Annotated in this window: 19 protein-coding genes and 1 pseudogene; 9 read left to right on the top strand and 11 right to left on the bottom strand. The window is 66.6% G+C overall.

Translation table 11 applies throughout. The features are described from left to right. Window positions 1-7 precede the first annotated feature (7 nt). The 4 genes from GGR25_RS07795 to GGR25_RS07780 all read right to left on the bottom strand — a co-directional run bounded on the left by GGR25_RS07795 (window position 8) and on the right by GGR25_RS07780 (window position 3,210). On the bottom strand, window positions 8-1,300 hold the full coding sequence (locus GGR25_RS07795; RefSeq protein ID WP_183398637.1) for a chloride channel protein: 1,293 nt from the start codon (window positions 1,298-1,300) through the stop codon (window positions 8-10). A gap of 21 nt (window positions 1,301-1,321) precedes the next feature. Next, window positions 1,322-1,612 carry a Dabb family protein gene (locus GGR25_RS07790; RefSeq protein WP_183398181.1) on the bottom strand — a complete coding sequence of 97 codons (291 nt, stop codon included), beginning with the start codon at window positions 1,610-1,612 and terminating at the stop codon, window positions 1,322-1,324. A 96-nt stretch (window positions 1,613-1,708) separates the two neighbouring features. After that, window positions 1,709-2,005, bottom strand: coding sequence for a hypothetical protein (locus tag GGR25_RS07785; RefSeq protein WP_183398180.1), 297 nt, complete (start codon window positions 2,003-2,005; stop codon window positions 1,709-1,711). Beyond that, window positions 2,002-3,210 (bottom strand): hypothetical protein, encoded by a 1,209-nt coding sequence (locus tag GGR25_RS07780; RefSeq protein WP_183398179.1) that lies wholly within the window; start codon window positions 3,208-3,210, stop codon window positions 2,002-2,004. Before GGR25_RS07780 ends, GGR25_RS07785 begins: the two co-directional genes overlap by 4 nt. 194 nt (window positions 3,211-3,404) lie before the next feature. On the opposite strand from GGR25_RS07780, the gene dxs reads away from it, so the two are divergent. Further along, entirely contained in the window at window positions 3,405-5,327 is a 1,923-nt protein-coding gene (gene dxs, locus GGR25_RS07775) for a 1-deoxy-D-xylulose-5-phosphate synthase (protein WP_183398178.1), read from the top strand. Window positions 5,328-5,424: 97 nt separating this feature from the next. On the opposite strand, the pseudogene GGR25_RS07770 reads toward dxs, so the two are convergent. Beyond that, a pseudogene (locus GGR25_RS07770) lies at window positions 5,425-7,080 on the bottom strand (arylsulfatase). A gap of 456 nt (window positions 7,081-7,536) precedes the next feature. Here GGR25_RS07770 and GGR25_RS07765 point away from each other — a divergent pair. Both GGR25_RS07765 and GGR25_RS07760 read left to right on the top strand, forming a co-directional pair. After that, complete coding sequence (locus GGR25_RS07765) at window positions 7,537-8,226, top strand: hypothetical protein (RefSeq protein WP_183398177.1); 690 nt, start codon at window positions 7,537-7,539, stop codon at window positions 8,224-8,226. 153 nt (window positions 8,227-8,379) lie between these two features. Next, entirely contained in the window at window positions 8,380-8,985 is a 606-nt protein-coding gene (locus GGR25_RS07760; RefSeq protein ID WP_183398176.1) for an SCO family protein, read from the top strand. Between the two features lie 30 nt (window positions 8,986-9,015). Here the strand turns inward: GGR25_RS07760 and GGR25_RS07755 are convergent, their stop codons facing one another. Continuing rightward, a complete protein-coding gene (locus tag GGR25_RS07755) occupies window positions 9,016-9,918 on the bottom strand; it encodes a c-type cytochrome (RefSeq protein WP_183398175.1) in 903 nt (300 codons plus the stop codon). Window positions 9,919-10,044: 126 nt separating this feature from the next. Next, a complete protein-coding gene (locus GGR25_RS07750; protein WP_183398174.1) occupies window positions 10,045-10,494 on the bottom strand; it encodes a YybH family protein in 450 nt (149 codons plus the stop codon). 226 nt (window positions 10,495-10,720) lie between these two features. Between GGR25_RS07750 and GGR25_RS07745 the strand changes: the two genes are divergently transcribed. After that, window positions 10,721-10,987, top strand: a complete 267-nt coding sequence (locus GGR25_RS07745; protein ID WP_183398173.1) for a metal-sensing transcriptional repressor — start codon at window positions 10,721-10,723, stop codon at window positions 10,985-10,987. 9 nt (window positions 10,988-10,996) lie between these two features. Next, window positions 10,997-11,956: a CDF family Co(II)/Ni(II) efflux transporter DmeF gene (dmeF, locus tag GGR25_RS07740; RefSeq protein WP_183398172.1), complete on the top strand. Its 960-nt coding sequence runs from the start codon at window positions 10,997-10,999 to the stop codon at window positions 11,954-11,956. 45 nt (window positions 11,957-12,001) lie between these two features. On the opposite strand, the gene GGR25_RS07735 is transcribed toward dmeF, so the two are convergent. Beyond that, a complete protein-coding gene (locus GGR25_RS07735; protein ID WP_183398171.1) occupies window positions 12,002-12,382 on the bottom strand; it encodes a VOC family protein in 381 nt (126 codons plus the stop codon). A gap of 126 nt (window positions 12,383-12,508) precedes the next feature. On the opposite strand from GGR25_RS07735, the gene GGR25_RS07730 reads away from it, so the two are divergent. Both GGR25_RS07730 and GGR25_RS07725 read left to right on the top strand, forming a co-directional pair. Further along, window positions 12,509-13,270 (top strand): TlyA family RNA methyltransferase, encoded by a 762-nt coding sequence (locus GGR25_RS07730; protein ID WP_183398170.1) that lies wholly within the window; start codon window positions 12,509-12,511, stop codon window positions 13,268-13,270. After that, complete coding sequence (locus GGR25_RS07725; RefSeq protein ID WP_183398169.1) at window positions 13,267-14,496, top strand: class I SAM-dependent RNA methyltransferase; 1,230 nt, start codon at window positions 13,267-13,269, stop codon at window positions 14,494-14,496. The genes GGR25_RS07730 and GGR25_RS07725 overlap by 4 nt, the downstream gene beginning before the upstream one ends. 164 nt (window positions 14,497-14,660) lie before the next feature. Here GGR25_RS07725 and GGR25_RS07720 read toward each other — a convergent pair whose 3' ends face one another. Continuing rightward, the gene (locus GGR25_RS07720; RefSeq protein WP_183398636.1) at window positions 14,661-15,131 is read right to left on the bottom strand and encodes a nucleoside deaminase; all 471 of its coding nucleotides are present in this window, start codon (window positions 15,129-15,131) and stop codon (window positions 14,661-14,663) included. Between the two features lie 264 nt (window positions 15,132-15,395). Here GGR25_RS07720 and GGR25_RS07715 point away from each other — a divergent pair, with 264 nt between their 5' ends. Then, on the top strand, window positions 15,396-16,004 hold the full coding sequence (locus GGR25_RS07715) for a LysE family translocator (RefSeq protein ID WP_183398168.1): 609 nt from the start codon (window positions 15,396-15,398) through the stop codon (window positions 16,002-16,004). Between the two features lie 8 nt (window positions 16,005-16,012). Here GGR25_RS07715 and GGR25_RS07710 read toward each other — a convergent pair whose 3' ends face one another. Both GGR25_RS07710 and aroC read right to left on the bottom strand, forming a co-directional pair. After that, window positions 16,013-17,122: a DUF1176 domain-containing protein gene (locus GGR25_RS07710; RefSeq protein ID WP_183398167.1), complete on the bottom strand. Its 1,110-nt coding sequence runs from the start codon at window positions 17,120-17,122 to the stop codon at window positions 16,013-16,015. A 31-nt stretch (window positions 17,123-17,153) separates the two neighbouring features. Continuing rightward, entirely contained in the window at window positions 17,154-18,239 is a 1,086-nt protein-coding gene (aroC, locus tag GGR25_RS07705) for a chorismate synthase (protein ID WP_183398166.1), read from the bottom strand. Window positions 18,240-18,567: 328 nt separating this feature from the next. Between aroC and GGR25_RS07700 the strand changes: the two genes are divergently transcribed. After that, window positions 18,568-18,846 carry a hypothetical protein gene (locus tag GGR25_RS07700; RefSeq protein WP_183398165.1) on the top strand — a complete coding sequence of 93 codons (279 nt, stop codon included), beginning with the start codon at window positions 18,568-18,570 and terminating at the stop codon, window positions 18,844-18,846. The last annotated feature ends 77 nt before the right edge of the window (window positions 18,847-18,923 follow it).

The following is an 18,923-nucleotide window of genomic DNA, read 5'->3' as shown; positions in this document are numbered from 1 at the left end:
GAGCGTCTCAGTCGCGCAGATACGCCTTCGCCAGCCCGTGATAGAGCGACTCGCGCGAGACGAGGCGCGCGACACCGTAGCCGAGCAGTGCCGTGCACATGACCGGTACCGTGTCATGCGTATCCGCGGTCATTTCGAGGATGATGACGAAGGCGGTGATCGGCGCCTGGACGACGCCCGCGAAATAGCCGGTCATGCCGAGCAGCGCCGCCGGCGCGATCGTCGTGCCGAACACGGTCGCGATCAGGGCGCCGAAGCCGGTGCCGACGGCGAGCGAGGGCGCGAAGATGCCGCCCGGAATGCCTGAAAAGGCCGCGAGCAGCGTCGCGACCAGCTTGGCCGGCGCGAAATACCAGGGCGTCGCGCCACCATCGAGCGCGGCCTTGGCGATGCCATAGCCGGTGCCGAAGGTGATGCCGCCGCTGGCGATTCCGAGCAGCGCGCTCGCAAGGCCGCAGGCAAAGGCGATCAGCAGGCTGCGCCTCAGGGGCGAGGCCGCGACGAAGACGCGGATGAGGCCGACGCCCTTGAGCATCGCGGAGGAGAACAGCGCGCCGAGCAGCCCGCCGCCGAGCCCGCAGACGACCACCAGCATCCAGCCCTGCACGCCGACGACGCGGCCTCTGGGCGTTCCGAAATAGTCGTAATTGCCGACCAGCGCGATCGCCACGAGGCCGGCGACGATGACGGCCGTCAGCACGAAGCCGGAGGTGCGCGCCTCGAAGGAGCGCGCCATTTCCTCGATCGCGAAGACGATGCCGGCGATCGGCGTGTTGAACGCGGCGGCGATGCCGGCGGCGGATCCGGCGAGGATGAGCGTGCGCGGGCGACCGATGCCGCCGAGGCGGCCGGCCGCCAGCATGATCGACGCGCCGACCTGGACGGTCGGGCCTTCACGGCCGATCGAGGCGCCGCAGGCGAGGCCGAGCAGCGTCAGGACGATCTTGCCGATGGCGATGCGGATCGACAGCAGCGCGCCGCGCCGCTCGTCGCCCGTGACCTCCATGGCGGCGATGGTCTGCTGGATGCCGCTGCCCTGCGAGCCCGGAAAGACTGTGCGGGCGATATGCGCGGAGAGGACGAAGCCGGCCGGCGTCAGGAGGAGCGGCACCCACCAGCCGAAGGAATGCGCGAAATCGAACAGTTCGCGGGTCCAGTCCGATGCCAGCGCGAAGCCGACGCCGACGAGCCCGATGACCACGGCCCCGCCCCAGAAGACAAGCCGCCGGACCCAGAGCCGGCGCGACAGGAAGAGCCGGCGGTGGACGGTGAGATGGTGGCGACGCGCACGCACGATCAGCTCCGGACGCTGGATAACCGCTCAGAGCGGGGCGTAGTCGATCTCGAGAAAGGCCGCGACCTCGGGAATCCAGCGATCGCGCACGAAAGCGACATGATCGGGATGGTCGTTATAGCCCTGATAGGCCGCCGCGTCGGCGAACTCCATCGAGAAGCCGAAATCGAACTCGTTCTTGGGGCTGACCTGGCGCAGGCGTTCGAAGGCCGTGACACCGGGGATCGTTTCGAGGACGCGCGCATCGGCGAGAAAGGCCTGCTCCGCGGGCGAGCTCTTGGGATGCTTCAGGCGGAAGGCGACGGTGTGACGGATCATGCGGGACGGCTCCCCGGTTGGCCTGCCGGGAGATCTAGCGCGAACGCCACGCCAAAGCGACCACGAAGCGCGGCGTGGCTCGTAGCTGGCCGTCTCCTACTGGATGCCGATGCTTCGATTGATGTTCAGCTGTTCGGTCTTCAACGAATCGAGCCGGATTTCATTCTGGATGGTGTCGACCGGCACACCCGGCTTGAGCGCCCCGATCGTCCCGCCGCCTTGGCCGGGCACTGGATTGGAAACGATCAGCACGCACTCGGGATAGGGACTGCACTTCGGCAGTTCAGTGGCTTGATTCGCAGGCGCTTGCAGATCCTCGGCGAACGCCGCATCGGTTGGCACGACCCATGCCAGAGACAGCCCGAGCAGTCCGGCAGCAAAGACATTCTTCATGGCTTCCCTCCTGATCCGGAGATGGGCGCGAGTTCGAGATTGGCGGAGCGAAATCCAAAGACCAGAGGCTTCTGAAAAACTGCGTTGATCCTGAGATCATCGGTCGCCGACTGATCGAACCCAGCGCGATTGTCGCCATTTGGCTCGGGGGTCACGGCGGCAGCTGGAGGAGCCGGAGCATCCGCCGCAGCATCGCCCAATGTGACGCCTGCGGCCTGGGGGCGAGCGACCTTCACCCCACGGCTGCCGCCGACTTGATTGGAAGACCGTAGCTCACGTGTCATGAAAACGCGCGCCACGACCATCAGCTGGAGCTTGTAGACGTAGCTCCCCGCCGTGTCTTTCACGTTGATCGCAGGACCGAGAACATAGGACAGCATCTGTCGCGAGAATGAATCGGTGCAGTACGGCTTGCCGTCCGGCGTCGAGCACCACACAGCGAGCATGCCGGCGGCTTTCGGAACGGAGACGCCGTAGGTCAGCGCCACCGGGATCTGGATCGATGTGAAGCTGTGATCATCGCGACCGGCCGACAGGTCCGCCACCGATGTGCCGGCAGCGAGAGCCCCCTGAGCATTGCGGGATATCATCAGTCCGGGAAATGCGACAAGCTTCAGCGCTATTTGCCGGCCGCCCGTTCCAGGAGCGATCTCCAGATTGCTCTGCGCCGGAAGCTTGTCCGTTTCCGGCGCGGCCGTCAGATCAAAAACCGGCGCCCACTGCGCCTCAGGCTCAATGAAGCTGCGCAGATCGATATGGGCCACGCGCATCGACTTGCCCAGCAAACCGCCCTCGGCGTTCGCGACGGCGATGATGACATCGCCGACACTGAAATCCTCCGTTGGCGGATAAACGGGCTGGATGTCCAGAAGCGAGATACTGTCGTTCCATGATCGGGATGTCGCCGATCCCGCCGGCGGCGGCCTTATTGAGCTAAACGGCTGGATCCAGACAAGGATCGCGATCAGGACTGCCCCGATGGCGATGCCTTGCCAGGCATACTGGCGCACGAACGATCCCCAGCCAGCCGCGATGGTGCCAAGCGATGCCTCGCTCTTCGCCCCCGAGTCGGTCGGGTCGGCAGTATCCGCTGGGTTTTCGCCATCAGCCGCCTGCCCGACAGCCGGGGTCACCGCTGCGGGCGGCGCCTCGCCAGTAGACGAAGAGCCTTCATTTTGGTCGCCGGCTTGCGAAACCTGTCCCATGCCGTCGCCTCATTGGCGTGAAGCCGGATAAGTCACCCATACAATCTTAATGTGCTTTTCTGGTTTCTACAATCTTTTAGTGTAAATACAACCCTGATGCACGCCGCTGTCCTTCCGCCCCTCACGCCCCGCGCGCGTTGCCACGCCTCGCCGCCTCGTGTAACCGTCAGGGCTTCATTGATTTCAGACATGCAATGACCGGCAAGCCCGATACGCCCCTTCTCGACACCGTCGACATCCCCGCCGATCTGCGGCGCCTGCCTGAGAGCGCTCTGCCGCAGCTCGCCGAAGAGCTGAGGGCGGAGATGATCAGCGCCGTCTCGCAGACGGGCGGGCATCTCGGCGCCGGGCTCGGCGTGGTCGAGCTGACGGTCGCGCTGCACTATGTCTTCGACACCCCGCGCGACCGCATCATCTGGGACGTCGGCCACCAGGCCTATCCGCACAAGATCCTGACCGGGCGCCGCAATCGCATCCGCACGCTGCGCCAGGGCGGCGGCCTTTCCGGCTTCACGCGGCGCGCCGAGAGCGAATACGACCCGTTCGGCGCCGCGCATTCCTCGACCTCGATCTCGGCCGGCCTCGGCATGGCGGTGGCGCGCGATCTCGCGCAGGGCGACAACGCCGTCGTCTGCGTCATCGGCGACGGCGCCATGTCGGCCGGCATGGCCTATGAGGCCATGAACAATGCCGGCGCGCTCCGCTCGCGCCTCATCGTCATCTTGAACGACAACGACATGTCGATCGCGCCGCCGGTCGGCGCCATGTCGGCCTATCTCGCCCGCCTCGTCTCGGGCCGCGCCTATCGCACGATCCGCGACGTCGCAAAGCAGCTCGCCCGCAAGCTGCCGCGCTTCTTCCACGACAAGGCGAAGCTGACGGAAGAATATGCGCGCGGCTTCTTCACCGGCGGCACGCTGTTCGAAGAGCTCGGCTTCTACTATGTCGGGCCGATCGACGGCCATAACATGGATCATCTCCTGCCCGTGCTGCGCAATCTGCGCGACGCGCCGGACGGGCCGATCCTGCTGCATGTCGTGACGCAGAAGGGCAAGGGCTATGCCCCGGCCGAGGCCGCGCCCGACAAATATCACGGCGTCAACCGCTTCGATGTCGTCACCGGCAAGCAAGCCAAGGCGACGCCGAACGCGCCGTCCTATACCCGCGTCTTCGCCGAGAGCCTCGTCAAGGAAGCCGAGCGCGACGAGAAGATCGTCGCGGTCACGGCCGCCATGCCCTCCGGCACCGGCCTCGACCTGTTCGGCCAGGCTTTTCCGAACCGCACCTTCGATGTCGGCATCGCCGAGCAGCATGCGGTGACCTTCGCCGCCGGCCTCGCCGCGGAAGGCTACAAGCCGTTCTGCGCGATCTATTCGACCTTCCTGCAGCGCGGCTACGACCAGATCGTGCATGACGTCGCGATCCAGAAGCTGCCCGTGCGCTTCGCGATCGACCGAGCCGGCTTCGTCGGCGCCGATGGGCCGACCCATGCGGGCTCCTTCGATACCGGCTTCCTCGCCGCGCTGCCCGGCATGGTGCTGATGGCGCCGTCCGACGAGGCGGAGCTGGTCCACATGATCGCGACCTCGGTCGCGATCGATGACGGCCCCTCCGCCTTCCGCTATCCGCGCGGCGAAGGCGTCGGCGTCGACCTCCCCGCCCGGGGCGAGATCCTGCCGATCGGCCGCGGACGCATCATCCGCCAGGGCTCCAAGGTCGCGATCCTCTCCCTCGGTACCCGCCTCGCCGATGCGTTGAAGGCGGGCGAGGAACTCGACACATACGGCCTGCCGGCAACCGTCGCCGATGCGCGCTTTGCCAAGCCCCTCGACACCGCCCTGATCCTCGACCTGGCGCGAAACCACGAAGTCGTCGTCACCGTCGAGGAAGGCGCGAGCGGCGGTTTCGGCGCGCAGGTGCTGACCTTCCTCGCGAAGGCCGGCGGGCTCGACCGCGGCCTCAAGATCCGCACCATCACCATGCCGGATGCCTTCGTCGAGCAGGACAAGCCCGAGACGATGATCGCCGCAACCGGCCTCGACGCCCGCGGCATCGTCGCGACGGTATTCGAAGCCCTCGGCCGCGACGTCGAGGCCGCGGCGATGCGCCGGGCGTAAGGCGCCGGCAGGCGCAGATCGAGCGAATACAGCGTCTCTTTCTCGCAAAAACGGGCGCGCCGCAGGGGCGCGCCCGGTCTTGATCGGTCGTTTCGGGCTATTGCCCTGACTGGTTCTTCAGCATCTCGTCGACCTGCGCCTTCACAGCCTCCAGGTTGAAGGATGCCGGCGCCTGCATCGGCGGATAGTCGAGCGCGGTCGCGGCGAGTTTCGCCACTTCCTGCTGGACCAGGACGAAGCGCCAGAACTGGCGGGCGTAGAAATCGTTCATGTAGCCGCCGGCGCCGTCATTCGTGCTTTCGCCGCGAATCGAGGGCGTGCGCTCGAACGGGTCCTGCCGGATGTTGACGATCGTCGGCATGTCGGTCGTCACCTTCTCGCCCGGCCAGCCCCAAGGCTGCTGGAAGAACTGGAACTTGAAGTCGTCGATCCGGATCGCGCCGAGCTTGGCGCCGCCGAAATAGAACAGCTCATGGCGTGCGGAAGGGCCTTTTCCCTCAAGAAGCGCCAGCTGGTTGTAGCCGTCGAGATGGTTCTTGTAGGTCCGGCCCTCGAGTTCGACGCCCTTCAGCAGCTGGTTGCCGATATCCGGATTGCCCGCCGCGGCGGCGAGCGTCGGCAGCCAGTCGAGGCCGGAGACCATCGCCGATTCGACGGTTCCCGGCTTGACCGTGCCCGGCCAGCGGATGATCGCCGGAACGCGGAAGCCGCCCTCATAGGTCGTTCCCTTGGTCGCCTTGAACGGCGTCATGCCGCCATCGGGCCAGGTGAAGACCTCGGCGCCGTTGTCGGTCGTGAAGATGACGATCGTGTTGTCCTCTTCGCCGATGTCCTTCACATGCTGGAGCAGCGCGCCGATGCTGTCATCCATCTGCGCCATGCCGGCCTCCTCGAGGCCGAAATTCGTCGTCTCGTTCATCATCGCCTGATACTTGGGCGGCAGGAACGTGAAGACGTGCATGCGCGTCGTATTGTGCCAAACGAAGAACGGCTTGCCGTCCTGCTTGGCCTTGTCCATGAAGTTGTTGCTGGCTTGCACCAGAACGTCGTCGAACGTCTCCATGTTGTACTTGGCGGGCGGTCCCTTCTGCCAGCCCTGCCGGCCGGCCATGTCCGGGAACGGCGCGAGCGGGCCTTCATCGACGATCCTCTGCTTGCCGACCTTGCCCCAGCGCGGCTCCACCGTCGGGTCGTCGACATCGCTGGCCCAGCTGTGGATCAGGTTGCGCGGCCCGGTCTTGTCGAGCCAGCTCTGCGGCTAGTCGTGCCAATAGGGATCCGACATCGCGTCGAGATGGTAGAGATAGCCGAAGAACTCGTCGAAGCCGTGCACGGTCGGCAGGTACTTGTTCAGATCGCCGAGATGGTTCTTGCCGAACTGGCCGGTCTCGTAGCCCTGCGCCTTCAGCACCGTCGCGAGCGTGACGGCCTCGGCGGGCATGCCGACATCCGCGCCGGCCTGACCGACGGTGGTCAACCCGGTGCGGATCGGCAGTTCGCCGGTGATGAAATTGGCGCGGCCGGCCGTGCAGCTCGCCTCCGCGTAATAGTCGGTGAACATCATGCCCTGGGCGGCGAGCTTGTCGATGTTGGGCGTCTTGCCCGACATGATGCCGCGATGATAGGCGCCGACATTGAACCAGCCGACGTCGTCGCCCATGATCACGAGGATGTTCGGCTTGCGGGCAGTTTCCGCGGCCTCGGCCGGAACGGCGGCCGCGCCGGCCGCGGCCAGGACAAATCCGGCAACCATCAGGGCCATGCCGCCGAGTGCCGGTCCGCGCGCGCGCTTCGCGATGGTTCGCGCGATCTCTGGAATGACAGGGTTCATCAAGTCCTCCTCAAGTCTGAAAGCTACGAGATCCCCCATCTCTCGACCCCGGACGGCCCAGCCTTGGCCGCTGCGACAAATTCCGGACGCAGACCGTCGTCCGCTTTGCGGTATCGATTTTTGAACCAGTCAATATCATGAAAATATCCGTCTGGTTATCGAATACACGACAACGATACCGCGATCTATTTCAAGAACGCCCAGTCTTCTCCTCTCGATATCAGTTCTGATATCGATCCATATCTATTTTGATATTGTCGATTTCTGGTTCAATGGCATTTCGCGGCCGCGCCGACGCGGCACACGTCTATCGCGCTGTCAGGGCTATCGCAGACAAGAAATGCACGCTATGATGGAAGCCTTCATTGGGGGCATACCATGGCATGGTCGCGGTTGCTGCTCAGTCTTGCGTTCGCCGGCCTTCTCGGCGCCTGCACAACGGTCCGCTATTCCGATCTCGAGCCCGGATCCTTTACGGGAAGCCTGTTCGTGATGTGGATCGGCGAAGGCGGATCGAGCGGCGACGGCGTTTTCGTCTTTGTCCCGGACCCGAAGAATCCCCTGACCTTCACCCGTCCGGGTGGAAAAGGACCGGCGGCCGTCATCAAGCCGCGGATGATGTACACGGATGGCGGCTCGATCCCGCGGATCGCGCAGGCGTTCAACGGCCTGTCGCCCTGGGGCTACGCCCCGGCCTACATGATCCACGACTGGGCCTTCGTCGCCCGGCACTGCCTCGTCGATCAAAATCCAGACCCGCGCTATGCGGCGATGAAGGACGTCTCGTTCGACGATTCCGTCCGGATCATCGGCGAGGCCATTCAGGGGCTGGTCGCGGCGAAGCGGGTCAAAGCGGACGACGTCGCGGCCGGCGCGATCACCTTCGCGGTCGGCAGCCCTGTGGCCCGCTCGCTCTGGAATGCGAAAGGCGCCTGCGCCGAATCCATCGTCAGCGACAAGGACCGCGCCGCCGCCGAGGCGGCCATCCCCGGCAGTTCGACCTTCGCCAAGCGCCTCGGCGGGCCCACGCCGGCAAAGATCGTCGGCAGCGTGACGTTCTCGCGCTAGGCCCGCCGGCCTTCACGCATCTTCGCCTGTGACGTTGCCGGGCTCGGCCTGGCGATCCAGGCCTGCCACGCGATGCGGCCCGCGGCGATCACAACTCGCTGAGACCTCCCGCCTGGACTTTCGCCGGGATGCGCGAGGCGCTAAGTGGGGCGGATGAAACCGAAGGGCCAGACGGCACCCCATCCGCTCCGCATCGTCCGCTACACCCTCTGGGCCCTGGTGGCGCTCGTCATCGTCGCCGTGGCCATCTGGGCGTTCGACCAGAAGAAGAGCAATCCGGGCGGCATCGGCGGGCCGTTCACGCTCATCGACCAGAAGGGCGAGACGGTCACGGAGGCGGCGCTCAAGGGCCACCCCTCCGCGATGTTCTTCGGCTACACCTTCTGCCCCGATGTCTGCCCGACGACGCTACTCGCCGCCACCAACTGGCTGAAGGCGCTCGGGCCGGATGGCGACAAGCTCAAGGTCTATTTCGTCACCGTCGATCCCGAGCGGGACACGGAGGCGCAGATGGCCGCCTATCTCGGCGCCTTCGACCCGCGCATCACCGGCCTCACCGGCTCACGCCCGGCGATCGACGCGATGCTAAAGGAATATCGCGTCTATTCGAAGAAGGTCGGCGACGGTGCCGACTACGCGATGGACCACACCGCCGCCGTCTATCTCCTCGACGCGAACGGCCAGTTGGTCGGCACAGTCGACTATCAGGAGAAGGACGAAGACGCCCTCGCCAAGCTCAAGCGGCTGATCGCGGGCTGAGGCAGCCCCAGCGCCGCGTCGTGTCGCTCCTTACGGGAACGCCTTCTTCTGGAAGTCCGTGCGCTCGACCTTGTTCTTGATCGGCGGCACGGTGCGCAGATAGGCGATCACGGCCTCGACGTCGCTGTCGGTCATGTTCTTGAAGTTCGAATAGGGCATGGGCGGCGAGAGATGGCCGCCCGTGGGGCTGATGCCCTCCGTCAGCGCCTTCTTGATGTCCGTGTCGCTCCACTTGCCGAGGCCGGTGTCGGGATCGGAGGTGATGTTCGGCGTCGCCACGCTCATGCCCGGCCCGAGCGCGATCAGGAAGCCGCCCGCGCCGAGACCGTTCTTGAAGTCCGGCACGCCATTGGCGCCCGGCGAGGTGTGGCACTCGAAGCAATGCGCCAGCGCGTTCACGATGTAGCCGCCATAAGCCACCTTGTCGCTCTGCGGCGGCGATTTCTTCACCGTGGCCGGCGGCATGGTCTGCTGCGGGATCGCGTATTTCGGGTCCGGCACGACATTGTGCACCGGCTTCAGCGTGCGCAGATAGGCGACGATCGCCTTCACGTCCTCGTCCGACATGTTGTTGTAGGTCGGCACCGGCATCGGCGGGAAGATGATGCGACCGTCCTTGTCGGCACCTTCGCGGATCGCGTGGATGATCTCCGCGTCGGTCCAGCTTCCGATGCCCGTCTCCTTGTCCGGCGTGATGTTCGCCGAATAGGTCATGAAGCCCGGATCATTGAAGGGGAAGCCGCCGGCGAAGGCCTTGTCCTTGATCGGCGCCATGTCGGCGCCGCGCGGCGTGTGGCAATTGCCGCAGGCGACGGGGCCGTTGACCAGATATTCGCCGCGTTTCACCTGCGCCTTGCTGGCCGCACCGGCCGGCACGATGGCGGCAAGCGAAAGAACTGCAGCGATCGCTGCAGCCGAAACGGACGATCGCATGGTTTCCTCCCCCGCAAGATCAAACCGGTTGCATGCAATACTAGCATTGCCGGTGAATTGCGGAAGTACGCAGATGCGAGAGATTTGCAAATTTAAAATCTGACGGGCGAGATCAGGTTTACTGGGTCATTTCCCGTCATCCTGGTCGTAACCCATGAAACGGACGATCCGCCATGCGCCGTCATCTTCCTTGCGAAACACGTCGAGCCCGCTCTCGACCGCGCGCACGTCCCCGGGCGTGACGGTCAGGATCCAGTCGAGCCGGACGATGGCGAGATCGTCCGCGACGATGATCTCCTTGATCGCGGGCTCATAGCGGAAGCTGTGCGTGGGATTGTCGATCGCCCGCTCGATCAGGCGGCAGCGCGTCGCGAAATCGCCTTCGGCCTGCCCTCGATAGTCCGACACCAGCGTCTTCGAGAAGAGATCGCAGGCCTCCGCCTTGCGGCCGGCATTGAAATCCGCGGCCCAGCGCTCGAGACGCGCGCGGACCTCGCCCGCGGTATCGGCATGGGCGAATGTCACCGGCATCGCGAAAAGGGCGGCGATGACGCAAGCAGAAAGGCCGCGCAACATGATGGTCTCCGTCAGAACCCGCCAAGGCGACGGGATGATCGGCGCCGACTATGGACGAGAACGCGCGGAGCGGCGAGGCGTCCCTCGATCCGGAGTCCGGGCCGCGATGATGAGGGCCCGGACCGCCTCGCCGGTTCGCCCGCTGCCCTCCCGCCCCGCCCCGGCCCCAGGATGCGCGCGTTCGTCCTGCTTGCTCTATCCTCTCCTGGGGGATAGGATTTCCAACATGAGCCATGCCGACGACCCTCAGATCATGATGCGGTTGAAGCGCGCCGCGGGGCATCTCGACAGCGTCGTCGGGATGGTGCGCGACGGGCGCGACTGCCTCGCCATCGTGCAGCAATTGCAGGCGGTGATCCGCGCGCTGGAGGCCAGCAAGCGCGAGCTCATCCATCATCATATCGACGTGCATCTGGCCGATGCGGTCGAGCCGGCGAGCTCGGCCGCGCGCGATCTGCGCGGCGAGATCCGCACGCTCGCCAAATACCTCTGAGAGGATGCGATGCAGGCTGCCGGAACCCCGCATGACCATGTCTTCCTCGGCGCGCGCCATGATCGCCACGCGACGCGGACGCTGATCGTCGTCGCCATCACGGCCGTGACCATGGTGGTGGAGATCGCCGCCGGCTATGCCTTCGGCTCCATGGCGCTGCTCGCCGACGGCTTCCACATGTCGACTCATGCGGGCGCCCTGCTCGTCGCGGCTTTGGCTTATCGTTATGCGCGGCTGCACGCGCGCGATCCGGCCTTCAGCTTCGGCACGGGCAAGGTCGGCGATCTCGCCGGCTTCGCCAGCGCCGTGGTGCTCGGCGTGATCGCGCTGCTGATCGCGGCGGATTCGCTGCATCGCTTGGCTTCGCCCGCGCCGATCCGCTTCGACGAGGCGATCCTGGTCGCCGTGTTCGGCCTCGCGGTCAATCTCGTCAGCGCCGCGCTGCTGCACGATGGCGGCCATGCGCACGGACATGATCACGACCATGACGAGGACCACCATCATCACGGCCACGGCCATCACGACCATCCGGCGCATGATCACGACCATAATTTCCGCGCCGCCTATGTGCATGTCGCGGCCGATGCGCTGACCTCGGTGCTGGCGATCGCCGCGCTGCTGGCCGGCCGCGCCTTCGGTTGGGCCTTTCTCGATCCGGCGGCGGGCCTCCTCGGCGCTTTGATGATCGCGCTCTGGTCGGTGCGGCTGGTCCGCGACAGCGCCGGCGTCCTGCTCGACCGCGTTTCCGACCCGAAGCTCGCCGGCGCGATCCGCAAGCGTCTGGAGGCGAAGGGCGCGCGGGTGACGGACCTGCATCTATGGCGCGTCGGCCCCGGCCACAACGCGGCCGTGATCAGCCTCGTCGCGAACAGTCCGGAGACGGCGGAGCGTTACCGCGCCGTGCTCTCGGGCCTGCACGGTCTGTCGCATGTGACGATCGAGGTGGCGGAGGGCGCCGCCCGCGCCTGACAGCGGCCGGCGCGTTCTCGATCACACGCCAGCCGCCGGCAGCGATCAACCCCCTGCGCCGAGCGCCAGGATGTTGCCGTCCGGATCCTTGAACCAGGCGATCCGCATGCCCTCGCCGACATGAATGTCGCCCTCGAGGCGCATGCCCGGCAGCTCATAGTGCTCGAAGGCGACGCCCTTCGCCCGCAGCCCCGCGACGATGGCGCCGAGTTCGGCCCCGGCGTTCCAACTGGCTGCCGTCGCCTGATTGGTCCCGGCGAAGCGGGATTCATAGACGAAGAGCTCGCCCTGGCCGGCCTTGTAGACGACCGTGCCCGGCATGTGGTCGTCCTTGACCGAAAGGCCGAGCTTGCCCTCGTAGAAGGCTCGCGCCGCCGCCAGATCGCGAACGCCCAGCGTCGGCCGTGCATCGAGATTTCCGAGCATTTTGATCCTCCAGGGGATCGCGCGGCGCGGTCGGCCCCTCCGGACCGACACGAAGCCGCGGCGGTTTCGGCCTGTTGGGAGCTGCGGGGTCTTGCGCTCCTCGGGCCGAGCGTCCATCCATCCGCCATGAACGCCGAACTTCAGGATACCACACTTCGCCTCGACCAGGCCCTTGTGGCGCGCGGCCTCGCCGAAACGCGGGCGCGAGCGCGCGACGCGGTGCTGCGCGGCCATGTGACGGTCGATGGCAGGCGGGCCGACAAGCCCAGCCTCGCGGTCCGGCCCGATGCGACGCTGGCGCTCGACGATCCCGCCGCGGCCTATGTTTCGCGCGCCGCGCTGAAGCTCGCCGGCGCGCTGGAGCATTTCGGCTATGATCCCGCGGGGCGGACCGCGGTCGATCTCGGCGCCTCGACGGGGGGCTTCACGCAGGTTCTGGTCGAGCGCGGCGCAAGGCGGGTCCATGCGCTCGATGTCGGCCATGGGCAGATGCATCCGCGCCTCCTCGCCGATCCGCGCGTGCGCGCCGTCGAAGGCCTGAATGTCCGCGATCTGACCGCCGACGATATCGGGGAGCCCTTCGACGCGCTGGTGTCCGACCTCTCCTTCATCTCGCTCCGCCTCGCCTTGCCGCCCGCGCTGGCGCTGGCCGCGCCGGGGAGCTGGGGCGTCTTCCTCGTGAAGCCGCAATTCGAGGTTGGCCGCGCCGGCATCGGCAAGGGCGGCCTCGTGCGCGACCCCGCCGAGGGCGAGCGGGCGGCGCATGACATTGCATCCTGGCTGGCAGCCGAGCAGGGCTGGACGGTCGACGGCCTCGCGCCCTCCCCCATTCTGGGCGGCGACGGCAATCACGAATTCCTGCTCGGAGCACGGAAGGACGCGCGATGAGCGAACGCCTCACCATCACTGCCCTCGGCCATGAGGGCGACGGCATCGCCGAGGCCGCCACGGGGCGCGTCTTCGTGCCGTTCACGCTGCCGGGCGAAACGATCCTGGCCGATGTCGAGGGCGAGCGCGGACAGCTTGCCGAGATCGTCGCGCCGAGCGCGGATCGCGTCGCGCCGGCCTGCCGCCATTTCGGCACCTGCGGCGGCTGCGCCGTGCAGCACATGGCGCCGGAGGCGTACCACGCCTGGAAGCGCAGCCTCGTCGTCGACGCCTTCGCGCAGCGCGGCATCGAGGCGGAGGTCGATCCGCTGGTGCCGCTTGCCCCGCATACGCGTCGGCGGGCGGTCTTCAGCGTGCTGAAGGAAGGCAACGAGGTCACGCTCGGCTTCAATCGCCGGGAGAGCCATGACATTCTCGCGATCGAGGAATGCCCGCTGCTTGTCCCGGGAATCGAGAAGCGCCTGCCGATGCTCGCCGGCCTCGCGCTCCGGCTCGCCGAGCGCGGCAAGCGCGCCCGCATGACGGTCACCGCGACCGATACCGGGCTCGACGTCGCCTTCGAGGGCGGGCGCAAGCTCGGCCGGTCCGATTTCGAGTCGCTCGGACACGGTGCGGAGGCGAATGCCATTGCGCGGCTGACCATTGCCGGGCGGGAGATCTTCGCGAGCCGCCTGCCGGAATTGCGCGGCGACAAGCTCGTGCTCTATCCCGCGGCCGGCGGCTTCCTGCAGGCCGCGGCGCCGTCCGAGGCCGCGCTGATCGACCTGGTCGAGACGGCGGTCGGCAAGAGCAACCCGGTCGCCGATCTCTTCTCCGGCATCGGCACCTTCACGTTGCGCCTCGCGCGCCGCGCGCCCGTGCTGGCGGTGGAAGGGGACGACGAACTCCTGAAGGCGCTCGACCGCTCGATGCGGTTTTCGACCGGCATCCGCACGATCACGATGCGCAAGCGCGACCTCTTCCTCAATCCGATGGCACCACCGGAGCTGAAGCCGTTCAAGGCGGTCGCCTTCGACCCGCCCCGCGCCGGCGCCAAGGCGCAGGCCGAGATGCTGGCGAAATCGGTGGTGCCGACGATCGTCGGCGTCTCCTGCAACCCCGCCACGCTCGCCCGCGACGCCCGCATCCTGATCGACGGCGGCTACCGCCTCACCCGCGTGACGCCGGTCGACCAGTTCCTGTGGTCGAGCCATGTCGAAGCGGTCGCGGTGTTCCAGAAGGCGTGATCAGACGCGGTCGTCGAGACGCTGCAGGCGCAGTGGCGGCGCCCCGCCTCTGACCGCTCACCCCGGTTCGGGCAGCGACGGCAAGTCGGGATTGCCGGGGAAAGCTGGGCAATGATGGCGGCCGGGCACTTGGCGGATCCACAGAGCCTGACTGTCGATTGCCCCTAGGCCTTGCCCAGATGCTTCGGCCAGAATTGCTGATGTATTTCGGCGGCTTCCTCTTCGATCACCGGTCCGACAACGGTGACGACGCGCGCGCCGGTCTGCAACACGGCCCGGCTCGGCACGTTCAGCCCGATCCCGGCGATCTCGCCGAGCCGCGCCTCGGAGCAAGCAAACACCATACGGCCGACGCCCGACCAGTAGATCGCCCCCGAGCACATCGCGCATGGCTCCGTGCTCGTATAGAGCGTGCAATCGGCGAGAAAAGCGCCATCATGGTGCTGCGCCGCCAGCTTGATCAGGTTCAGCTCGGCGTGGTTCGTCATGTCGTGGCCGGTGAAGACGGTGTTTTCGGCACGCAGGATGACTTCGCCGTCTTTCACCAACACCGAGCCGAACGGCTCATTGCCGTTCTCCATCGCGGATTTCGAAAGCCCGATCGCCTCGCGTAGAAATGGCTCGTGGTTGTCCATCAAAGGCTCCTCAAGAAGGCTGGAGTGGCATGATCCTGTCCTGAATCGACAGGACTTCCAAGGGCACCCGATCCGGTTCACCCCGGCAATCGGCACAGCCGCGGCGGGCGGCGCCCGGCCGAAAGATAACCGCCCTTCAGCTCTGCGCCTGCGGTGGCACGCGGGATGCACCATCGCAGCGCTCACGGCGCGAATTGGACGGATCCGCAACAAGCCGGCGAGCCCGAATTGCGTTATGAACTGAACCTTGTCACGGACGCCCCCATGCCCCTGCCGACTCTCCTTGCCTTCGCCGCCGCCTTCTTCGTCTTCGCGGCGAGCCCCGGGCCCGACAACGTCACCATCGTCGCACGGACGCTGGCGCAGGGCCCGACCGCCGGCTTCGCCTATGGCGCGGGAACGGTCGCTGGCATCCTGATCTTCCTCGTGCTCGCCGCCTTCGGCCTGTCGCTGCTGGCCAGCGAGATGGGGCTCTTGATGAGCGTGCTGCGCTATGGCGGCGCGGCCTATCTCGTCTATATGGGCGTCAAGCTTTGGACCGCGGCGCCCGTGCCGGCCGACGCGACGCTCACGCGCCGTCAGGGCCTCGGCGCCGGATTTCTCACCGGGATCGCGCTCAATCTCGGCAATCCGAAGATGCCGCTGTTCTATGTCGCGCTGCTGCCGAACGTGGTGCATGCCGAGCTCACCGGCCGGACCGTGGCCGAGCTCGCGCTCGTCATCATCCTCGTCGAGATCGTGGTCGTCGGCGGCCATGTGCTGGCCGCGCATCGGGCGCGGCGGGCCTTGAGCGACCCCAGGACGATCCGCCGCGTCAACCGCGTTGCCGGCGCAACGCTGATCGGCGGCGCGGCCGTGGTGGCCGCGCGCTGAGGCCGCCCCTATTCCGCTTCGGCGCGGAAGAGCACGGGCCAATCCGCGGGCATCACGCCGCGGCAGGCGCCCATGCCCATATGCAGCATCGGCGCGAAGGCCTTGCCGTCCCAGGCCCATTCATTGCTGTCGCCGCAATCGCCAAGGCCGCGTCCCTTGAAGAAGGAGTTCAGCCGTTTGGTCTCGTCGTCGACATAGCTGTTCCAGAGCTGGCTCGCATCGTCGCCCGTCTGGTCGGGAACCAGGAACTGGGCCGGCTCCGTCGCGCCATCCCGCACGATGCGGAAATCATAGTCGTAGTTATAGGCGCCGGCCGAAACGCAGACGCCCCAGAGCTGCGCGCCCTCGCCGAGGTCATAGGCGATATACGGTGCCGGTCCTTCGCCGCAATCGTCCGGTGAGGGCTTCGGCAGCCCATCCGGCGCCGCCGGCAGCGGATCGGCCATGTCGGCGACGGGCAGCGACTTCACCACCGGGAGCGACGGCACGGGCGGGATCGTGTCGGCGGCGGCATCGCCCTTCTTGATCGACGCCGTAACCGTGCCGATGCGCTGCTGCGCGTCGTCCATCTGCAGCAGCGCCGCGACGGAGCCGGCGAGCGAGATTACCTCGGACGTGAGCTTGCGGTCGCCATCATAGAAATCGACCGTGATCTTCGTCGCCGAGCGCATGCCCGCGACGAGATCGGTAATGGCATCCTCCGCCAGCTGATAGCGATAGACGTCGCCATCTTCCTCCAGCGTCAGCGCGCCCTTCGGCAGACCGCCCGCCTTGTGCGCGTCGAAGGAGAGACGGATCAGCGGCTGCGTCGGCTTGTCGGCGGCGTCATCCGGCGGATAGACGACGAAATCGACCAGCGGCGTATCATTGGCGCCACCGTGACGGACAAAACGGACATAGGCGCTCATCATGCTCTCTTCGGCCGTCATGCCGATCGCGACGCAGGAGCGGGCATTGTCGCAGCCGATTTCCCAGTCCTTGTAATCGACCAGCATGCCGATCGCCGACTGGCCTTCCGCGGCGGAGCCGGCGGTCGGCAGCAGCAGCGCGGCGAGCGACAGGCCGAAGGCGGCCGTGAGGTTGTGGCACTGCCGGCCGATCCGTTGATTGCGCATCATTCTCGCCCCCAGATATCCCGTCCGCGCTATCTCAGCCGTTCTGGCCGCGGTTGCGCAAGTAGTGATCTGCGATCGCGCAGGCGACCATGGCCTCGCCGATCGGAACCGCGCGGATGCCGACGCAGGGATCGTGGCGACCCTTGGTCATCACCTCGACCTCCTCGCCGCCGGCCGTGATCGAATGGCGCGGCGTCAGGATCGACGAGGTCGGCTTGACGGCGAAGCGCGCGACGATCGGCTGGCCGGTCGAGATGCCGCCGAGAATGCCGCCGGCGTGGTTGGAGAGGAACAGCGGCTTACCGTCATTGCCCATCCGCATCTCGTCGGCATTGGCCTCGCCCGTCAGCGCGGCGGCGGCGAAGCCCTCTCCGATCTCGACGCCCTTCACCGCGTTGATCGACATCAGCAGCGAGGCGATGTCCTGGTCGAGCTTGCCATAGATCGGCGCGCCGAGGCCCGGCGGAACGCCCTCGGCGACGATCTCGATCACCGCGCCGACGGAGGAGCCCGCCTTGCGGATGCCGTCGAGATAATCCTCCCAGAGCTTCGCGGTCTCCGCATCCGGGCAGAAGAAGGGATTGTTGTCGATCTCGTTCCAGTTCCAGCGGCTGCGGTCGATCGCATGCGGGCCGACCTGGACCAGCGCACCGCGGACGGAGACGCCCGGCACGACCTTGCGCGCGATCGCCCCGGCTGCGACGCGGGCCGCGGTCTCGCGCGCCGAGGAACGGCCGCCGCCGCGATAGTCGCGGATGCCATATTTGACGTCATAGGCATAGTCGGCATGGCCCGGCCGGTACCGATCCTTGATGTCGCCATAGTCCTTGGAGCGCTGATCCGTGTTCTGGATCTCGAGCGCGATCGGCGTGCCGGTGGTGAGCAGCCTTCCGTCCTCCTGCGGCATCACGCCGGAGAGGATCTTCACTTCGTCCGCCTCACGGCGCTGCGTGGTGAAGCGTGACTGGCCAGGCTTCCGCTTGTCGAGCCAGGTCTGGATCTCGGCTTCGGAAATCTCGATCCGCGGCGGGCAGCCATCGACGGCCGCGCCGAGCGCCGGTCCGTGGCTTTCGCCCCAGGTCGTGACGCGGAAGAGATGGCCGAATGTGTTGTGCGACATGACGAGAATCCCGGCTGGAACACGCCCTCCCCCGCCAGAACGGGACGGGAAGCGGCAGCGCATGCGGTTCTAGTGTCTGTCGGCTTTGAAGGATAGTGCCGCGTGCCGCTTACGGCCTCGCGGCCGTCGCACGGCGGGCTCCTTTCATGTTGCAAGAGATCGCGGTCTGTTGATAATAAGCAACGCTATCTTCAGTTTATCCAACAGTCACATGACTGTGAACAGTCTGATCACCAACCGCCTATTGCAAGCCGTATTCCGGATCCCAATTGTCTCGGCAAGCGGCGGGCCCGGCGGGCCTGCGAGAAGACGTGACGGGAGAAATGCCATGCGCAACCTTATCATCGCCGGAGCAATCGCCGCGCTCTGCGCAACAGGGCCCGCGCTGGCCTCCGGGCGCACCGGCGGCACGGTGGCGAGCGTCAATCCCGACGTCGGCATGGTGGTGCTGGTCGACGGCCGCAGCTTCCTGTTCTCCGACCATGAGGTCGTGCGCGAACTGGTGCCGGGCGAGACCATCGGCGTCGGCTATTTCGGCAACGCCCAGGGCGTTCGCACCTTCGAACCCTGCGATTGCATGGGCGGCGCGGCGAGCGACCAGCCCTGACGGTCCCGAGCGAACGGTTCGGGAAAATCGGACCGACCTCCGAAAGCGGCGCCCGGGTGACCCCACCGGGCGCCGTT

Source organism: Kaistia hirudinis, from assembly GCF_014196455.1.
Lineage (GTDB): Bacteria > Pseudomonadota > Alphaproteobacteria > Rhizobiales > Kaistiaceae > Kaistia > Kaistia hirudinis.
Note: the sequence above shows the minus strand (reverse complement) of the source record. Positions and strands in the feature narration are given on the sequence as shown.